General features: G+C 68.0%; 15 protein-coding genes. 14 read left to right on the forward strand and 1 reads right to left on the reverse strand.

The genetic code is table 11. The features are described 5' to 3' along the window. The 12 genes from RZE79_RS09765 to RZE79_RS09820 all read left to right on the forward strand — a co-directional run bounded on the left by RZE79_RS09765 (window position 1) and on the right by RZE79_RS09820 (window position 11,647). Complete coding sequence (locus RZE79_RS09765) at window positions 1–1,008, forward strand: hydroxyquinol 1,2-dioxygenase (protein ID WP_153285242.1); 1,008 nt, start codon at window positions 1–3, stop codon at window positions 1,006–1,008. 157 nt (window positions 1,009–1,165) lie between these two features. Next, window positions 1,166–2,629, forward strand: a complete 1,464-nt coding sequence (locus tag RZE79_RS09770) for an aldehyde dehydrogenase family protein (RefSeq protein ID WP_319361141.1) — start codon at window positions 1,166–1,168, stop codon at window positions 2,627–2,629. 32 nt (window positions 2,630–2,661) lie between these two features. Continuing rightward, window positions 2,662–3,636 (forward strand): tripartite tricarboxylate transporter substrate binding protein, encoded by a 975-nt coding sequence (locus RZE79_RS09775; protein ID WP_319360233.1) that lies wholly within the window; start codon window positions 2,662–2,664, stop codon window positions 3,634–3,636. A gap of 20 nt (window positions 3,637–3,656) precedes the next feature. After that, a complete protein-coding gene (locus RZE79_RS09780) occupies window positions 3,657–4,724 on the forward strand; it encodes a maleylacetate reductase (RefSeq protein WP_319360235.1) in 1,068 nt (355 codons plus the stop codon). 48 nt (window positions 4,725–4,772) lie between these two features. Further along, on the forward strand, window positions 4,773–6,026 hold the full coding sequence (locus RZE79_RS09785) for an ABC transporter substrate-binding protein (RefSeq protein ID WP_319360236.1): 1,254 nt from the start codon (window positions 4,773–4,775) through the stop codon (window positions 6,024–6,026). A gap of 12 nt (window positions 6,027–6,038) precedes the next feature. Beyond that, window positions 6,039–6,758 (forward strand): ABC transporter ATP-binding protein, encoded by a 720-nt coding sequence (locus RZE79_RS09790; RefSeq protein WP_319360237.1) that lies wholly within the window; start codon window positions 6,039–6,041, stop codon window positions 6,756–6,758. A gap of 145 nt (window positions 6,759–6,903) precedes the next feature. Next, complete coding sequence (locus RZE79_RS09795; protein WP_319360238.1) at window positions 6,904–7,620, forward strand: ABC transporter ATP-binding protein; 717 nt, start codon at window positions 6,904–6,906, stop codon at window positions 7,618–7,620. Continuing rightward, on the forward strand, window positions 7,613–8,476 hold the full coding sequence (locus RZE79_RS09800) for a branched-chain amino acid ABC transporter permease (protein WP_319360240.1): 864 nt from the start codon (window positions 7,613–7,615) through the stop codon (window positions 8,474–8,476). Before RZE79_RS09795 ends, RZE79_RS09800 begins: the two co-directional genes overlap by 8 nt. 23 nt (window positions 8,477–8,499) lie before the next feature. Further along, the gene (locus RZE79_RS09805) at window positions 8,500–9,549 is read left to right on the forward strand and encodes a branched-chain amino acid ABC transporter permease (protein WP_319360242.1); all 1,050 of its coding nucleotides are present in this window, start codon (window positions 8,500–8,502) and stop codon (window positions 9,547–9,549) included. Continuing rightward, a complete protein-coding gene (locus tag RZE79_RS09810) occupies window positions 9,533–10,396 on the forward strand; it encodes an intradiol ring-cleavage dioxygenase (RefSeq protein WP_319360244.1) in 864 nt (287 codons plus the stop codon). Before RZE79_RS09805 ends, RZE79_RS09810 begins: the two co-directional genes overlap by 17 nt. 74 nt (window positions 10,397–10,470) lie before the next feature. After that, on the forward strand, window positions 10,471–10,701 hold the full coding sequence (locus tag RZE79_RS09815) for a hypothetical protein (RefSeq protein ID WP_319360246.1): 231 nt from the start codon (window positions 10,471–10,473) through the stop codon (window positions 10,699–10,701). Between the two features lie 232 nt (window positions 10,702–10,933). Beyond that, a complete protein-coding gene (locus RZE79_RS09820) occupies window positions 10,934–11,647 on the forward strand; it encodes a response regulator transcription factor (protein WP_194273979.1) in 714 nt (237 codons plus the stop codon). 110 nt (window positions 11,648–11,757) lie between these two features. Here RZE79_RS09820 and RZE79_RS09825 read toward each other — a convergent pair whose 3' ends face one another. Beyond that, entirely contained in the window at window positions 11,758–12,540 is a 783-nt protein-coding gene (locus RZE79_RS09825; RefSeq protein WP_319360248.1) for an IclR family transcriptional regulator, read from the reverse strand. 141 nt (window positions 12,541–12,681) lie between these two features. On the opposite strand from RZE79_RS09825, the gene RZE79_RS09830 reads away from it, so the two are divergent. Further along, window positions 12,682–13,689 carry a TRAP transporter substrate-binding protein gene (locus RZE79_RS09830; RefSeq protein WP_319360249.1) on the forward strand — a complete coding sequence of 336 codons (1,008 nt, stop codon included), beginning with the start codon at window positions 12,682–12,684 and terminating at the stop codon, window positions 13,687–13,689. A gap of 157 nt (window positions 13,690–13,846) precedes the next feature. Continuing rightward, entirely contained in the window at window positions 13,847–14,908 is a 1,062-nt protein-coding gene (locus RZE79_RS09835; RefSeq protein ID WP_319360251.1) for a ThuA domain-containing protein, read from the forward strand. The last annotated feature ends 58 nt before the right edge of the window (window positions 14,909–14,966 follow it).

A 14,966-nucleotide genomic window follows, 5' to 3' on the forward strand; every position in this document is an offset into this window, starting at 1 on the left:
ATGAACGCACCCGCAGAACTCGCCAAGGTCCTCGCATCGCAACCCGACGCCACGCTTGGCTACAAGGATTTTTCGCTCGGCAGCTTCGGCTTCCGCCGCGACGAGTACTTTGCCCACATCACCTGGAAGACCCGCGACGGCCGTCCCATGAGCCACACCATGGACGCCGGCAGCTACCTGCGTGCGCTGATGCGCGACGTGGCCTGGGGCTTCTTCTACGGCTGGGTCAACTTCGACAACGTGTTCGGCACCATCAACCACTACGACTCGGTCGACCTGTACGCCGGCAGCTTCAACGGCACCATGAAGGACGCGGGCATCGACCTGCTCGAGAACTTCCCCACCGCGCAGATCCGCGCCACCTTCGAGGCCATGCTCGACGACTGGACCAACGAGAGCTTCGACCCGTTCGCCGCGCCGCAGGAAACCGGCTCGGCCTACGGCCGCAAGAGCGGCAACAACACCGCCAAGATCACCCGGGCGCGCGAGCTGGCCAAGCGCTGCGTGGGCCTGAAGGGCGACCTCGACCTGCGCAGCGACGAACGCGGCGCGCCCATCAACCGTGCTTTTGCCGACGTGCCGCAGGCCCAGCCCGAGCTGCACCCCGAGCCCGGCTTCGAGAACGAGGTGCACGCCTTCAACCTCTTCGGCTTTTTGAGCCGTTCGCAGGTGACGTGGAACCCGAGCTTCACATCGGTGGTGAAGCACAGCTACATGTGCCCGACGACCGAGGAGCACATCCTGCCGATCATTCACGGCAACGACCGCGTCGAGTGGTTCTTCCAGATGACCGACGAGATCCACTGGGACTGCGGCGACAAGAACACCGGCAAGCCCATGGCCCGCGTGATCATGAAGGCAGGCGACATGGCCGCCATGCCCGCCTACTGCCGCCACCAGGGCTTCAGCCCGAAGCGCTCGATGCTGCTGGTGTGGGAGAACGGCTCGCCGAGCCTGGTCTTCGAGATCCAGAAGGGCGAGAGCCCGGAGATTCCGGTCCAGTTCTGAATGGCCCCCTCTCCCGCGTGCGGGAGAGGGCTGGGGTGAGGGTGGTGTTCGAGCCACCGTCGCTCCCTCACCCCAACCCTCTCCCCAAGGGGAGAGGGAGGAATGCAAAAACATGAAGCCCAATGACATCGCCGCTCAGGCAGGCCTGCGCACGCCCATCCGCCACCAACTCTTCATCGACGGCCGCTTCGTCGACGCCGAATCCGGCGAGACCCTCGCCACGCTGAACCCGCACGACAACACGCCCATCGCCCAGGTCGCGCTGGCCGGCAAGGCCGACGTCGACAAGGCCGTGGCCGCCGCGAAGCGCGCGTTCCCGAAGTGGAGCCGCATGGCCGCCGCCGACCGCGGCCGCATCCTGCTGAAGCTGGCCGACCTCATCGAGGCCAACGGCGAAGAACTCGCGCGGCTCGAATCGCTGGACACCGGCCACCCGATCCGCGATTCGCGCCGGCTCGACGTGCCGCGCACCGCCGCGTGCTTCCGCTACTTCGGCGGCATGGCCGACAAGTTCCAGGGCGAGACCATTCCGGTGGAAGAGGGCTTTCTCAACTACACGCTGCGCGAGCCCGTCGGCATCGTCGGCCAGGTCGTGCCGTGGAACTTCCCGCTCATGTTCACGAGCTGGAAGATGGCGCCCGCGCTCGCGGCCGGCAACTGCATCGTGATGAAGCCGGCCGAGATCACGCCGCTCACGTCGCTGCGCATCGCAGAGCTGATGGCCGAGGCGGGCGTGCCGCCCGGCGTGGTCAACATGCTGCCGGGCCTGGGCAGCGTGGCGGGCCAGTACATCGCCGAGCACCCCGAGATCGCCAAGATCGCCTTCACCGGCAGCACCGCCACCGGCCGGCGCATCGTGCAGGCCAGTGCGGGCAACCTGAAGAAGGTGCAGCTCGAGCTCGGCGGCAAGGGCCCCAACATCGTGTTCGAGGACGCGAACCTGCGGGCCGCCGTGAACGGCAGCGCCTGGGCCATCTTCCACAACCAGGGGCAGGCCTGCATCGCGGGTTCGCGGTTGATGCTGCACGAGAAGATCGCCGATGCGTTTCTCGAACAGTTCATTCCGCTGGCGCAATCCATCCGCCTGGGCAATCCGCTCGACGAGAACACCGAGATGGGCCCGCTCACGAGTGCCCAGCACCGCGACCGCGTGCTGAGCTATGTCGAGGTGGCGAAGGCGCAGGGCGGCGAGGTGCTGTCCGGCGGAACCTCGCCCGGCGGCGATCTGGCGCAGGGCTGCTACGTGGCGCCGACCGTGGTGCGTGCGAAGTCCTACCAGGACCGCGTGGCGCAGGAAGAAGTGTTCGGCCCTTTCGTCACCGTGCTCACCTTCAAGACCGACGAAGAAGCGATGCAGATCGCCAACGGCACCGACTACGGCCTGGGCAGCGGCCTGTGGACGAACAACCTGCAGCGCGCCCACAAGGTGGCGCGCGACCTGCACGCCGGCATGGTCTGGATCAACAGCTACAAGCGCGTGAACCCCGGCTCGCCCTTCGGCGGCGTGGGCCAGAGCGGCTATGGCCGTGAGATGGGCTTCGACGCGATGCGCGAGTACACGCAGGTCAAGAGCGTGTGGGTCAACGTCGACGCGCAGATTCCGCCGCACTTCGTGCGCTGAGTTTTTCATCCATCAACCCACGGGCGCACACGATGTCCTTCTCGATTCTTTCCCGGGCCCTGGTCGCCTGCACCTTGCTGTTCGGAATGGCTGCACAAGCGCAGACGCCGGCCTGGCCTTCCAAGCCCGTGCGGCTGGTCGTCGGCTTTCCGCCGGGCGGCATCGTCGACACGGTCGCGCGGCAGTTGCAGCCGCGCCTGCAGGCCGCGCTCGGCCAGACGGTGATCGTCGACAACCGCAGCGGCGCCGGCGGCACGCTGGCCGGCGCCGAGGTGGCCCGCGCGGCGCCCGACGGCCACACGCTGCTGATGGTGTTCGACAGCTACGCGACCTATCCGCTGGTCTATCCCAAGCTGAGCTTCGACATCGCGAAAGACCTGCAGCCCGTGACGCAGGTCGCGAGCAACCCGCTGGTGCTGGTGGTCAATCCGAAGGTCGAGGCCAAAGACTTCGTGCGCTTCGTCGGCCAGCTCAAGGCGCAGCCGGGGCGGCTCAACTACGCCAGCGTCGGACCGGGCTCGAGCAACCACCTCACGGCCGAGTACTTCAAGGCCGTGAGCGGCACCTTCGTCACGCACATTCCCTACCGCGGCGGTGGTCCGGCCCAGCAGGACCTGCTGGGCGGACAGGTCGAGATGATGTTCCTCTCGGCCGTGCTGGCCCAGCCGCATGTCAACGCGGGCCGGCTGCGCGCCCTGGCCCAGACCGGCGCGCAGCGCGTGCCCGCCTATGCCGACGTGCCGACCGTGGCCGAGAGCGGCTACCCCGGCTTCGAGGTGAACTCCTGGGTCGGCCTGCTGGCCCCGGCTGGCACGCCGCGCGCCGTGGTCGACCGGCTGCAGGCCGAGGTGCGCAAGATCGTGACCGAGCCCGCCTTCCAGCAGCGGCTGCGCGAACAGGGCCTGACGGGCATCGCCAACACGCCCGAGCAGTTCGCCGCCGTGCTGCGCACCGAGCAGGACAAGTGGGGCCGGCTGGTGCGCGAGCGCCGCCTGAGCCTCGAGTAGCCAGAAAGAAAGCGCACGCCATGCACGACTTCATCCACACCACCCATCCGCAGCGTGTGGTCTTCGGCGCCGGTTCGCTGCGCCACCTGGCGCGCGAGATCGATGCGCTGGGCGCGAAGCGGGCGCTGGTGCTCTGCACGCCCGAGCAGCGCCCGCAGGCCGAGCGCGTGGCGGCGTCGCTCGGTGCGCAGGCGGCCGGCCTGTTCGATCGCGCCGTGATGCACGTGCCCGTCGAGACGGCGCGCGAAGCGCGTGACCTGGCGCGCCAGCTCGGCGCCGACTGCGCCGTGGCGCTGGGCGGCGGTTCCACCACGGGGCTGGGCAAGGCCATCGCGCTCGAGTCGGGGTTGCCGATCGTCGCGATTCCCACCACCTACGCGGGCAGCGAGATGACGCCGATCTACGGCCTCACCGAGAACGGCCTGAAGAAGACCGGCAAGGACCCGCGCGTGCTGCCGCGCACCGTGATCTACGACCCCGAGCTGTCGCGCACGCTGCCCGTGGGCCTGAGCGTGACGAGCGGCATCAACGCCATCGCGCACGCGGCCGAAGGCCTGTACGCGCAGGACAGCAACCCGGTGATGGACCTGATGGCCGAGGAGGGCATCGCCGCACTTGCACGCGCACTGCCGGCCATCCGCATCCAGCCCGACGACCTGGCCGCACGCTCCGACGCGCTCTATGGCGCCTGGCTCTGCGGCGGCGTGCTCGGCGCGGTGGGCATGGCCCTGCACCACAAGCTGTGCCACACGCTGGGCGGCAGCTTCAACCTGCCGCACGCCGAGGTGCACACGGTGGTGCTGCCGCACGCGCTCGCGTTCAACGCGCAGGCCGCGCCGCGTGCCATGGCGCGCATCGCGCGCGCGCTCGGCGGCGTGTCGGCACCCGCAGCGGTCCATGCGCTGGCACGCGACAACGGCGCGCCGGTGGCGCTGAAGGACATCGGCATGCGCGCCGCCGACCTCGATCGCGCGGCCGACATCGCCGTCGCCAACCCCTACTGGAACCCGCGGCCCTTCGGCCCGGCCGAGCGCGATGCGATCCGCGCGCTGCTGCAGCGCGCCTTCGACGGCGAGCCGCCGGGCTAGCCCACGGCGCGGACACAGCGACACACACGAACAACGAAGGAGACAGCCATGACATTCAACCGCAGACAGTTCACGCAGGCCACCGCCACACTCGTGGCCTCGGGCGCCACACCGCTGGTGTTCGCCGCCGATACGCTCAAGATCGGCTACGTGTCGCCGCAGACCGGGCCGCTCGCGCCCTTCGGCGAGGCCGACAAATGGGTGATCGAGCAGATGAAGGTCGCCTTCAAGGACGGCCTCTCCGTCGGTGGCAAGAAGTACGCCGTGCAGATCGTGCTGAAGGACAGCCAGTCGAACCCCAACCGCGCGGGCGAGGTGGCGAACGACCTGATCCTGAAGGACAAGGTCGCGCTCGTGCTCACGGCCGGCACGCCCGAGACCGCCAACCCGGTGAGCGATGCCTGCGAACTCAACGAAGTGCCGTGCATCTCCAGCGTGGTGCCGTGGCAGCCGTGGTTCTTCGGCCGCAAGGGCGATCCGGCGAAGGGCTTCAACTGGACGTACCACCTGTTCTGGGGCCTGGAAGACGTCATCGCCACCTTCACCGCCGGCTGGAAGACCGTGGCCACCAACAAGAAGGTCGGTGGGCTGTTCCCCAACGACGGCGACGGCAACGCCTGGGGCGACAAGGAACTGGGCTTTGCGAAGCCGCTCGCGCAGATGGGCTTCACGCTCACCGATCCCGGTCGTTTCCAGAACGGCACGCAGGACTTCAGCGCGCAGATCGCGGCCTTCAAGCGCGACAACGTCGAGATCGTCACTGGCGTGGTGATCCCGCCCGACGCCAAGACCTTTCTCACGCAGGCGCGCCAGCAGGGCTTCAAGCCCAAGGTGATCACGCTGGGCAAGGCGCTGCTGTTCCCGGGTGCCATCGAGGCACTGGGCGAGCTGGGCGACGGGCTCTCGACCGAGGTGTGGTGGAGCCCGTCGCATCCGTTCAGCTCCAGCCTCACGCAGCAAAGCGCCAAGGCGCTGGCCGAGGCCTACGAGGCCGGCACGAAGAAGCAGTGGACGCAGCCCATCGGCTTTGCGCATGCGTTGTTCGAGGTGGCGGCGAACGCGCTGTCGCGGTCGAAGTCGCTGAAGTCGGGCGACGTGCGCGACGCCGTGGCCGCGACCTCGATCAACTCCGTGGTCGGCCCCGTGAAGTGGGGCGGCCAGGGTCCGTTCAAGAACGTCAGCAAGACGCCGCTGGTGCTCGGTCAATGGGGCAAGGGCAAGCAGCGCAAGGTGGAGCTGACGCTGGTGAACAACGAGGCCGCGAAAGCGATTCCGACCGGCGGCGCGTTGCGCCTGCTCTGAGTGGCCGCCGCCATGACGCTGCTGGCATTGCATGGGGTGAGCAAGTCCTTCGGGGCGCTCAAGGTCACCGACGGCATCACGCTGTCGGTGACCGAGGGCGAGACGCTGGGCATCCTCGGGCCCAACGGCGCGGGCAAGACCACGCTGTTCAACCTGATCTCGGGCGACGCGCGCGTCGACGCCGGCCGCGTGGAATACGCGGGCCGCGACGTGACGCGGCTGCGCCCGCACCAGCGCTGCCGCGCCGGCATCGGCCGCAGCTACCAGGTGCCGCAGCCCTTCGGCCACATGAGCGTGTTCGAGAACCTCGTCACGGCCGCCTGCTTCGGCGGCCAGCAGTCCGAGCGCGAGGCGTGGGAAACAGCGCACGAGGTGCTGGGCCAGACCGGCCTCGCGCCACACGCCAACAAGCCGGCCGGCGGGCTCACGCTGCTCGACCGCAAGCGGCTCGAGCTGGCGCGCGCGCTCGCGACCAAGCCGCGCCTGCTGCTGCTCGACGAGATCGCGGGCGGGCTCACTGAGCCCGAGGCGGCGGTGCTGGTGGCGGAACTCAGGCGCATCAAGGCGCGCGGCGTGACCATGATCTGGATCGAGCACGTGGTGCATGCGCTGCTGTCGCTGGCCGACCGGCTGTTCGTCATCAACTTCGGGCAGCAGCTCGCGGAAGGCGCGCCGCGCGCGGTGATGAATGACCCGGAGGTGCGGCGGGTGTACATGGGGATCGAGGCATGACTGCGACCTGTCTTCGTATGGCTCCTTCCCCTTCCGGGGGAAGGTTGGGATGGGGGCACGACGGCGCGGGTTTCGCCGCGGCGCCTCATCGAAAGCCGCAGGCCCCCACCCCAACCCTCCCCCGGAAGGGGAGGGAGCAAAGACCATGACCGCACTGCTCCACACCCACGCCCTGCAGGCCTTCTACGGCGATGCCCAGGCGCTGTTCGGCATCGACTTCACGCTCTCGGCCGGCGAGCTGGTGGCGATCATCGGCGCCAACGGCGCGGGCAAGTCGACCTTCCTGAAAAGCCTCACGGGCCTGCTGCGCGCGCCCTCCGAAGCGATCCGCTTCAAGGGCGCGCCCATCGGCGGCCTGCCGCCCGGCGAGATCGTGCGGCGCGGCCTGGCGATGGTGCCGGAAGGCCGGCGCCTGTTCCCGAGCCTGAGCGTGGAAGAGAACCTGCTGATGGGCGCCACACCGCGCCGCGCGGGGCCGTGGAACCTGCAGCGCCTGTACGGCCTGTTCCCCATCCTGGCCGAGAAGCGGCGCCAGCCTGCGACCTCGTTGTCGGGCGGGCAGCAGCAGATGGTGGCGCTGGGCCGCGCGCTCATGAGCAACCCCGAGCTGCTGCTGTGCGACGAGCTGTCGCTCGGCCTGGCGCCCGTCGTCATCCGCGAAATCTACGCGGCCATGCCGGCCATCACGGGGGAGGGCATGACGGTCGTGATCGTGGAGCAGGACGTGCGCATGGCGCGGCAGGTGTCGCAGCGCGTGTATTGCTTCCAGGACGGGCGCGTGTCGCTCACGGGGCGCTCCGACGAACTCACGCCCGAGCAGATTTCGCAGGCTTACTTCGGCATCGAGGACTCCCATGCTTGAAACCCTGCTCCAGGGCGTGCTGCTCGGCGGCCTCTACACGCTGTTCGCGCTCGGCCAGTCGCTGATGTTCGGCGTCATGCGGCTGACCAACACCGCGCAGGGCGACTTCATCATCCTGGGCGCCTTCGCGGTGATCGCCGGCGTCTCGATGACCGGCGCCGCCGTGCCGTGGCTGGTGGTGCTCGCGGTGCTTCCGCTGGCCTTCGGCTTCGGCTACCTGCTGCAGCGCCACGTGCTCAACGGCACGCTGGGCAAGGACCCGCTGCCTTCGCTGGTCGTGACCTTCGGCCTGTCGATCGTGATCCAGAACCTGCTGCTGGAGCTGTTCTCGGCCGATCCGCGCGCCATCGAGGTCGGTGCGCTCGCCACCGCGTCGGTGCCGCTGGGCGATGCGCTGGCACTGGGCGCACTGCCGCTGGTGATCCTGGCGGTCGCCGTGGCGGCCACGGCGGCGATGCAGTGGATGTTCGCGCGCACGCCGCTGGGCCGCACCTTCCGCGCGGTGTCCGACGACCGCGAGATCGCCGAGCTGATGGGCCTGAAGGCCAAGCAGGTCTACGCGCTGGCCACGGGCATCGCCTTCGTGCTCATCGCCATCGCCGGTGCGCTGCAGGGCATGCGCACCACGGTGTCGCCGTCGGACGGCCCGCTGCTGCTGCTGTTCGCCTTCGAGGCCGTGATCATCGGCGGCATGGGCTCGTTCTGGGGCACGCTGGCCGGCGCCATGATTTTGGGCATCGCGCAGCAGATCGGTTTTCGCATCGACCCGGGCTGGGGCATCTGGTTCGGCCATCTCGTGTTCCTCGCGGTGCTGGTGCTGCGGCCGCAGGGACTGTTTCCCAAGACACGTGGCTGAGGCCCGGAACCATTGAACAGATCATGGCGAACACATATTTCGAGGTGAGGTGCAGCACCGCTGCGAGCCGCTGGGCGTTGTGGGTGGCGAGCGCGCTCGTGGTCCTGGCGGCCAGCCTTCCGTTCTGGGGCGAGCCGAGCTGGATGCGCGAGTTCGTCGAGATCGCCTGCTACTTCATCTTCGCGATGATGTGGAACCTGCTGGCCGGCTACGGCGGCATGGTCAGCATCGGGCAGCAGGCCTTCTTCGGTTTCGGCGGCTACGTGATGCTGATGCTCGGCAACTTCGCGGGCGTGAATCCGTTCGTGGCGATTCCGCTCGGCGCGCTGGCCGCTGCGTTGATCGCGGTGCCGGTGTCCTTCGTGGCGTTCCGGCTGTCGGGCGGCTACTTCGCCATCGGCACCTGGGTGATCGCCGAGGTGTTCCGGCTCAGCTTTGCCAACGTGGCGGCGGTGGGCGGCGGCTCGGGCACCACGCTCACGGCGCTGCGCGGCATCGAGCGCGCCACGCGCGAGAGCGTCACCTACTGGATGGCGCTGGGCTGCGTGGCGGCGGCGGTGTCGCTGGTCTACCTGTTTTTGCGCAGCCGCTTCGGGCTGGCGCTGCTGGCGATCCGCGACAACGAGATGGCGGCCGAATCACAGGGCATTCCGGTGGCGTGCATGAAGCTTGCGGTGTATGTGGTGGCGGCCTTCGGCGCCGGGCTGGCGGGGGCGCTCTATTTCGTGGGCAACCTGCGCATCAGCCCCGACGCGGCCTTTGCGCCGAACTGGACCGCCTTCGCGATCTTCATGGTCGTGATCGGCGGCATCGGTCGCATCGAAGGGCCGCTGGTGGGCGCGCTCGTGTTCTGGGCGCTGAACAAGTTCTTCAGCGACTACGGCACCTGGTACCTGCTCGGGCTCGGGCTGCTGGCCATCGTGGTCACACTCTTCTTCAAGCAGGGACTGTGGGGCTGGGCGCAGCAGCGCTGGGCCTGGTCCCTGTTCCCGACGCAGCGGCGCTTGATGACGCGGCCGCACGCGCTTTCTTCTCCCGACCTGGAGCCCGACGCCCATGCGCAACATCGATGAACACACCATCACCGCCGCGGTGATCGACCGCATGGCCGGGTGCGAGGACGCGCGTCTGAAGGAAGTGCTGTCGGCGCTCGTGCGCCACCTGCACGACTTCGCGCGCGAAGTGAAGCTGACCGAGGCCGAGTGGGCCGCCGGCATCGACTTCCTCACGGCCACGGGCCAGAAGTGCGATGCGCAGCGCCAGGAGTTCATCCTGCTGTCGGACACCCTGGGCCTGTCGATGCTCACGGTGGCGATGAACCACGCGAAGAGCCCGCAGGCCACCGAGGCCACCGTGTTCGGCCCCTTCCATGTGGCCGATGCGCCGCAGCTGCCGCTGGGCAGCGACATCGCGGCTGGCGCGGTGGGCGAGCCGCTGTTCGTGGACGCCACCGTGCGCGGGCGCGATGGCGAGCCCATCGCCGATGCAGTGGTCGATGTGTGGGAGGCCGATGCCGAAGGCTTCTACGACGTGCAGCGGCCTGGCAACCCCCTGCAGGGGCGAGCGGTCTTTCGCACGAACGCCGAAGGCCGGCTGTGGTTTCGCGGCGTGGCGCCGGTGGCCTATCCGATTCCCACCGACGGGCCGGTGGGCGCGATGCTGCGCGCGACCCGGCGGCATCCGTGGCGGCCCGCGCATGTGCACTTCATGGTGCAGGCGCCGGGCTACGAGACGCTCATCACGCACGTCTTCCGCGAGGGCGATGCGTACCTCGACAGCGATGCGGTGTTCGGCGTGCGCAGCTCGCTGATCGGCGACTTCGCGGCGCATGCCCCGGGCCGCGCGCCCGACGGCAGCGTGCAGGAGGGGCCGTTCCACACGCTGGACTTCGCGTTCGTGCTCGAGCCGGCCGCGGGTTGAGGGGCCTGCGACCGAACCGTTTTGGCGTTTCGCCGCCTCAATGTCAGGTGTCCATCCCCAAGGAGCCCTGCACCATGTGTCCCATTTCCATCACCTGGCATCTGCTTCGCGGCGCCGGAGCCCTGGCGCTCGTCGCGCTGGCCGTGCTGCTGTCGTCCGAGCATCCCTGGATCGCACCACCGGCGCTCATCGGCGCCTTGCTGCTGCTGCGCGGCTGCCCGATGTGCTGGCTTGTGGGGCTGCTCGAAAGGCTGTCTGCGCGCAAGGCGGCAAAGGCGTCCGAAGGCACTTCCACGAGCGCTTGAAGGCTCGGCCTTCGTGGAATGGAAGGCTGATTCGAGATTGCGTCGCTTCGTGCTGATGGGGCCGGGCTTCATAAGTGTGCGTTTGTTTGCACATGATGACAAAAGAAGGGGCCTACCTGTTTCCGTTGGTCAATAACGGCACTTTTCCCTGTCGACTGTCCACAAACGTTAATACATTCCACTCCATGGCGAGCGGCATGACGCGATGAAAAGGGAATCGATGGTGGGCAGGGTGGAACAGAAAAACGGTCGCGTGGTGGTGCTGACGGATTCCGACGAAGAGATCGACTGGCTGCGAAGCCGGTTGAAGGACGTCGGCTACAGCCCGTTGTGTGTCGTGAACGAGGAAGATCTGATGGAGGCCGCGTCGATGCCGGGCGTCGGGCTGTTCCTGCTGATGGGCGAGGCGATGGCGTGCGCGCTGCCTGAAATCCTGTTCGGCATCGGCGCCAGCCGTTCGGCGACGGTGCCGGTGGTTGTGCTGACCCGCTCACGGGCCGTGCTGGATGCGTCGCGCGTGTCGTTGTTCGACATCGACGATTTCCTTGTGAGTCCCTGGAGCCCCGAAGAGGTCGTGGCGCGGGTGTCGGCGCTGTGCGGCCGGAAGTCCTTGCGGAGGAACGTCGAGCCGCGGAGCCTCTACGGGTTCCAGCTCGTACGCAGCCGTTTGGCGGTCGAGTACGCGAGCCGCGAAACCATCATGACGCCCAGCGAATTCGAGATTGCCCGCCTGCTGGTGCGCTATCTCGGCACACCGGTGTCGCGCCAGCAAATGCCACAGGGGCCCCGCGGCGGCGGAGAGCCGAGCGCCAGCCGTTCGCTGGACGCCCTGGTGTCCCGCGTGCGCAGGAAGCTGGGATTGATCGTGGGCGACGAATTCCGGGTGCGCTCGCTCTACGGGGTGGGCTACACGCTGGAGCGCGCGCACGACCGACGCAGGGAGTGATGACGCACCGGCCCCCTGCCGCGATGGTGGCCTGCGCCGCCGTTCAGCCCGCAGGCGGCACGGGCTTCGTGCTGTTTCAGGTGAAGGTCGACTGACGACCCGGCGGGCCTTCAGGCCCTGCGCTTGAACAGCGCGGACGCGCCGCTGGCCCGCGCCACGTCGTCCGCCGCGGCCAGCAGTTGCGGGCCCAGCGCGAACATGCGTTCTTCCGTGAGCCGTACCAGCGGCCCCGCGATGGTGATGACGCCGATCACGCCGCCGTGCGCACCGCGCACCGGCGCGGCCATGGCGGTCATGGCGGGGGCGAACACCTCGTTGATCATCGAGAAGCCGCGCTTGCGCGTGGCACGCAAGAACACGAGCAGCGCCTTCATGGTGGTCGGCGCCTTGGGGCCGAAGTCTTCCGGCTGGCCGAAGCCCTGCTTCGCGACGAGTTGCAGCGCCTGTTCGTCCGTCATGGTCGAGAGCCACGCGTGGCCTGCGGAACTGCACGAGAGGTTCACCGACAGGCCCATGTCCGGGTCGTAGCGCAGTCCGCGCGTGGCGCCTTGCGCCTTCGCGACGAAGGTGAGTTCGTCGCCGTCGACCACGGCCAGCCGCACCAGTTCGCCCGATTCGACCGCGAGCCGATCGAGCAGCGGTTGCGCCACATCGACGATGCCGCTGTTGCTCAGGAAGCTCAGGCCCAGCGACACCAGCTTGATGGTCAGCATGTAGTCGCCATGGCTCTGGTCTTGCCGCACATAGCCGCAGCGCACGAGTTCGCTCAGCAGGCGGTGGGTGGCGCTCAAGGGCATTTCCAGCTCGGCAGACAGCGCGGAAAGCGCGCGGCCTTCGGGGTGGCCGGAGAGGTGTTCGAGCACCTTGAAGCTGCGTTCGAGTATGGCTGTCATGAGACGACTCTAGCATTTTGCCAAGTGTTTTCACTAGTAGAAAGATTTTCCACTAAATCGATAAGATCGCGCCGTCTGGGGTCGGAGGCGCTTCTTGGCGCCCCGGCATGGATCGCTCACATCGCAAGCTGGAGAACAACTTTGAGAACGCTTTACCGCTCGCTGGCCACCGCCGGCCTCGCCCTCGCCCTGGTCGTTCCTGCCGTTGCGCAGGCGCAGCAGGAGCGCGTGATCCGCTTCGGCCACCTCAACAACGCCGACCATCCCGTGAGCTTCGGCGTCAAGCGCTTTGCCGAGCTGCTCTCGGCCAAGAGCGGCGGCAAGATGAAGGTGCAGGAGTTCCCCGCCTCGCAGCTGGGCAACGAGATGCAGCAGCAGTCGGCGCTGCAAGGCGGCGTGCAGCAGATGTCGGCACCGGCCACCACCTCGCTGGCCGGCATCGTCAAGGAGTTCGGCCTCGTCGACTTCCCCTTCTCGGTCAACAACTTCGCGCAGGCCGATGCACTGCTCGATGGTCCGCTCGGCCAGGCATTGATCGCCAAGCTCCCCGAGAAGGGCCTCGTCGCTCTGGGCTACTGGGACCTGGGCTTTCGCAACGTCACGAACAGCAAGCGCCCGATCACCAAACCTGAAGACCTCGAGGGTCTGAAGATCCGCGTGATCCCCAACCCCGTGTTCCTCGAGACCTTCAAGGCCTTCAAGGCCAACCCGGTGCCGATGCCTTTCGCCGAGCTGTACGGTGCGCTCGAAGCCAAGGCGGTCGACGGGCAGGAGAACCCGTATGCGGTGATCCTGTCGAACAAGTTCTACGAAGTGCAGAAGTTCGTGAGTGCGACGAACCACGTGTACGCCGCCAACATCGTGCTGGTGAGCAAGAAGTTCTGGGACTCGCTCACGCCCGTCGAGCAGAAGATGATGAACGACGCGGCCAACGAGGCACGCGGCTACCAGCGGCAGGTGAGTCGTGCAGCCGCGCAGAAGGCCGTGGGCGACCTGCAGACCAAGGGCGCGCAGTTCAACGAGCTCAGTGCGCCCGAGCAGAAGCGCATGCGCGACATCGCCAAGCCCGTCGTCGACAAGTTCGCCGCCCAGTACGACCCCGCCATCGTCAAGCTCTACAACGACGAGCTCGCGCGCATCCGCAAGTAGCGCGCGCTCCCACGGCGGACGACGGATTCCTTCTTCGTTCACGCCGGCAATTTCCGTCACTCCCACGTCTGCGCCTGCCGCCACCCGCGGCGCAGCGACACGTGCTGGGCGCGTGCGCCCGTCCGATTCCGCCATTGACCACCAAGAGGAGACTCCGTTGACACATTCCAGATCCATTCCCTTCGGACTTGCATCGGCCGCGGCGCTCGCGCTGGCCTTGACTGCTTGCGGTGGAGGCGACGGCGGTGGCGGGCCCGCCTTCCCGATCCTGCCCGTGGCGCCCGCGCCCGCTGCCTCGGCACCGCCGCCCGCACCGACCGATGAAGTGCCGCCGCCCACCGAACCGGTGGCCGAGGTCGACGACAGCTTCGACGAGTACTACAACGTGTGCCGCGGCACCAACCCCAAGTGCTACAACGACTGGGGCGCCTTCGCCACCACGCCCGACCGCGTGCTGATCTACTCGCGCACCGCGGGCCCGCGCCATGCCGTGCTCGGCACGCCGATGGCGGCCGGCATGAACCCGACGATGAATCCCGACAACGTGATGCAGGCCGGCCTCGTGCGCATGCTGTCGGCCGAGGGCATCACGGTCGACTGGACCGAGGACGTGTCGGTGCTGAGCAGCCGCATCAACAACTACAAGGCCATCATCTTCGCGAGCTCGAACCGCGACACCTTGTGGAACGGCGCCGTGAGCACCAGCCAGGACGCCGCGCGCACGGCGCTGCGCAACTACATGCGCCGCGGCGGCGGCTTCGTCGGCCTGCACAACGCCTTCGGCGCCGAATACAACTGGCCGTACTACGAAGGCCTGCTGGGCAACGCGAACTTCTACAACCACGGACCCAACCGCGCGGGCGACGTCGAGATCGTCTCGGACGACCCCTCGACCAAGGACGTGCCCAAGCGCTTCTCGTTCCAGGACGAGTGGTACAACCTGATGCCGTTCCCGACGAAGGTGAAGTTCCTGGCCAAGGTCGACACCTCGACGCTGAAGCCGCTCACCTCCGCGCCGCATCCCGGCCACGCCGACTTCCATCCGGTCGCGTGGTGCCAGTACTACGACGGCGGCCGCGCCTGGCTCTCGACCCTTGGGCACAACGCGCACTCGTTCACCGCCGACCTGTCGGGCGTGGGCGCCATCGAGTTCCAGAAGCTCGTCGTGCAAGGCGTGAAGTCGGCGATGGGCCTGACACCTTTCTGCACCACTGAATAAGCACGACCTCCCGGGCCGGTGCGGCGCCGTGCGCGCGCCACCGGTCGTTTCGAACACC

Origin of the sequence: Variovorax sp. EBFNA2 (assembly GCF_033802765.1) — a bacterium.
GTDB classification, from domain to species: Bacteria; Pseudomonadota; Gammaproteobacteria; order Burkholderiales; family Burkholderiaceae_C; genus Variovorax; species Variovorax paradoxus_H.

Excerpts from the sequence above, each read along its gene's own strand:
- RZE79_RS09765 (WP_153285242.1), top strand. The coding sequence starts at position 1 with ATGAACGCACCCGCAGAACTCGCCAAGGTCCTCGCATCGCAACCCGAC.
- RZE79_RS09775 (WP_319360233.1), top strand. The coding sequence starts at position 2,662 with ATGTCCTTCTCGATTCTTTCCCGGGCCCTGGTCGCCTGCACCTTGCTG.
- RZE79_RS09780 (WP_319360235.1), top strand. The coding sequence starts at position 3,657 with ATGCACGACTTCATCCACACCACCCATCCGCAGCGTGTGGTCTTCGGC.
- RZE79_RS09785 (WP_319360236.1), top strand. The coding sequence starts at position 4,773 with ATGACATTCAACCGCAGACAGTTCACGCAGGCCACCGCCACACTCGTG.
- RZE79_RS09790 (WP_319360237.1), top strand. The coding sequence starts at position 6,039 with ATGACGCTGCTGGCATTGCATGGGGTGAGCAAGTCCTTCGGGGCGCTC.
- RZE79_RS09795 (WP_319360238.1), top strand. The coding sequence starts at position 6,904 with ATGACCGCACTGCTCCACACCCACGCCCTGCAGGCCTTCTACGGCGAT.
- RZE79_RS09800 (WP_319360240.1), top strand. The coding sequence starts at position 7,613 with ATGCTTGAAACCCTGCTCCAGGGCGTGCTGCTCGGCGGCCTCTACACG.
- RZE79_RS09805 (WP_319360242.1), top strand. The coding sequence starts at position 8,500 with ATGGCGAACACATATTTCGAGGTGAGGTGCAGCACCGCTGCGAGCCGC.
- RZE79_RS09810 (WP_319360244.1), top strand. The coding sequence starts at position 9,533 with ATGCGCAACATCGATGAACACACCATCACCGCCGCGGTGATCGACCGC.
- RZE79_RS09815 (WP_319360246.1), top strand. The coding sequence starts at position 10,471 with ATGTGTCCCATTTCCATCACCTGGCATCTGCTTCGCGGCGCCGGAGCC.
- RZE79_RS09825 (WP_319360248.1), bottom strand. The coding sequence starts at position 12,540 with ATGACAGCCATACTCGAACGCAGCTTCAAGGTGCTCGAACACCTCTCC.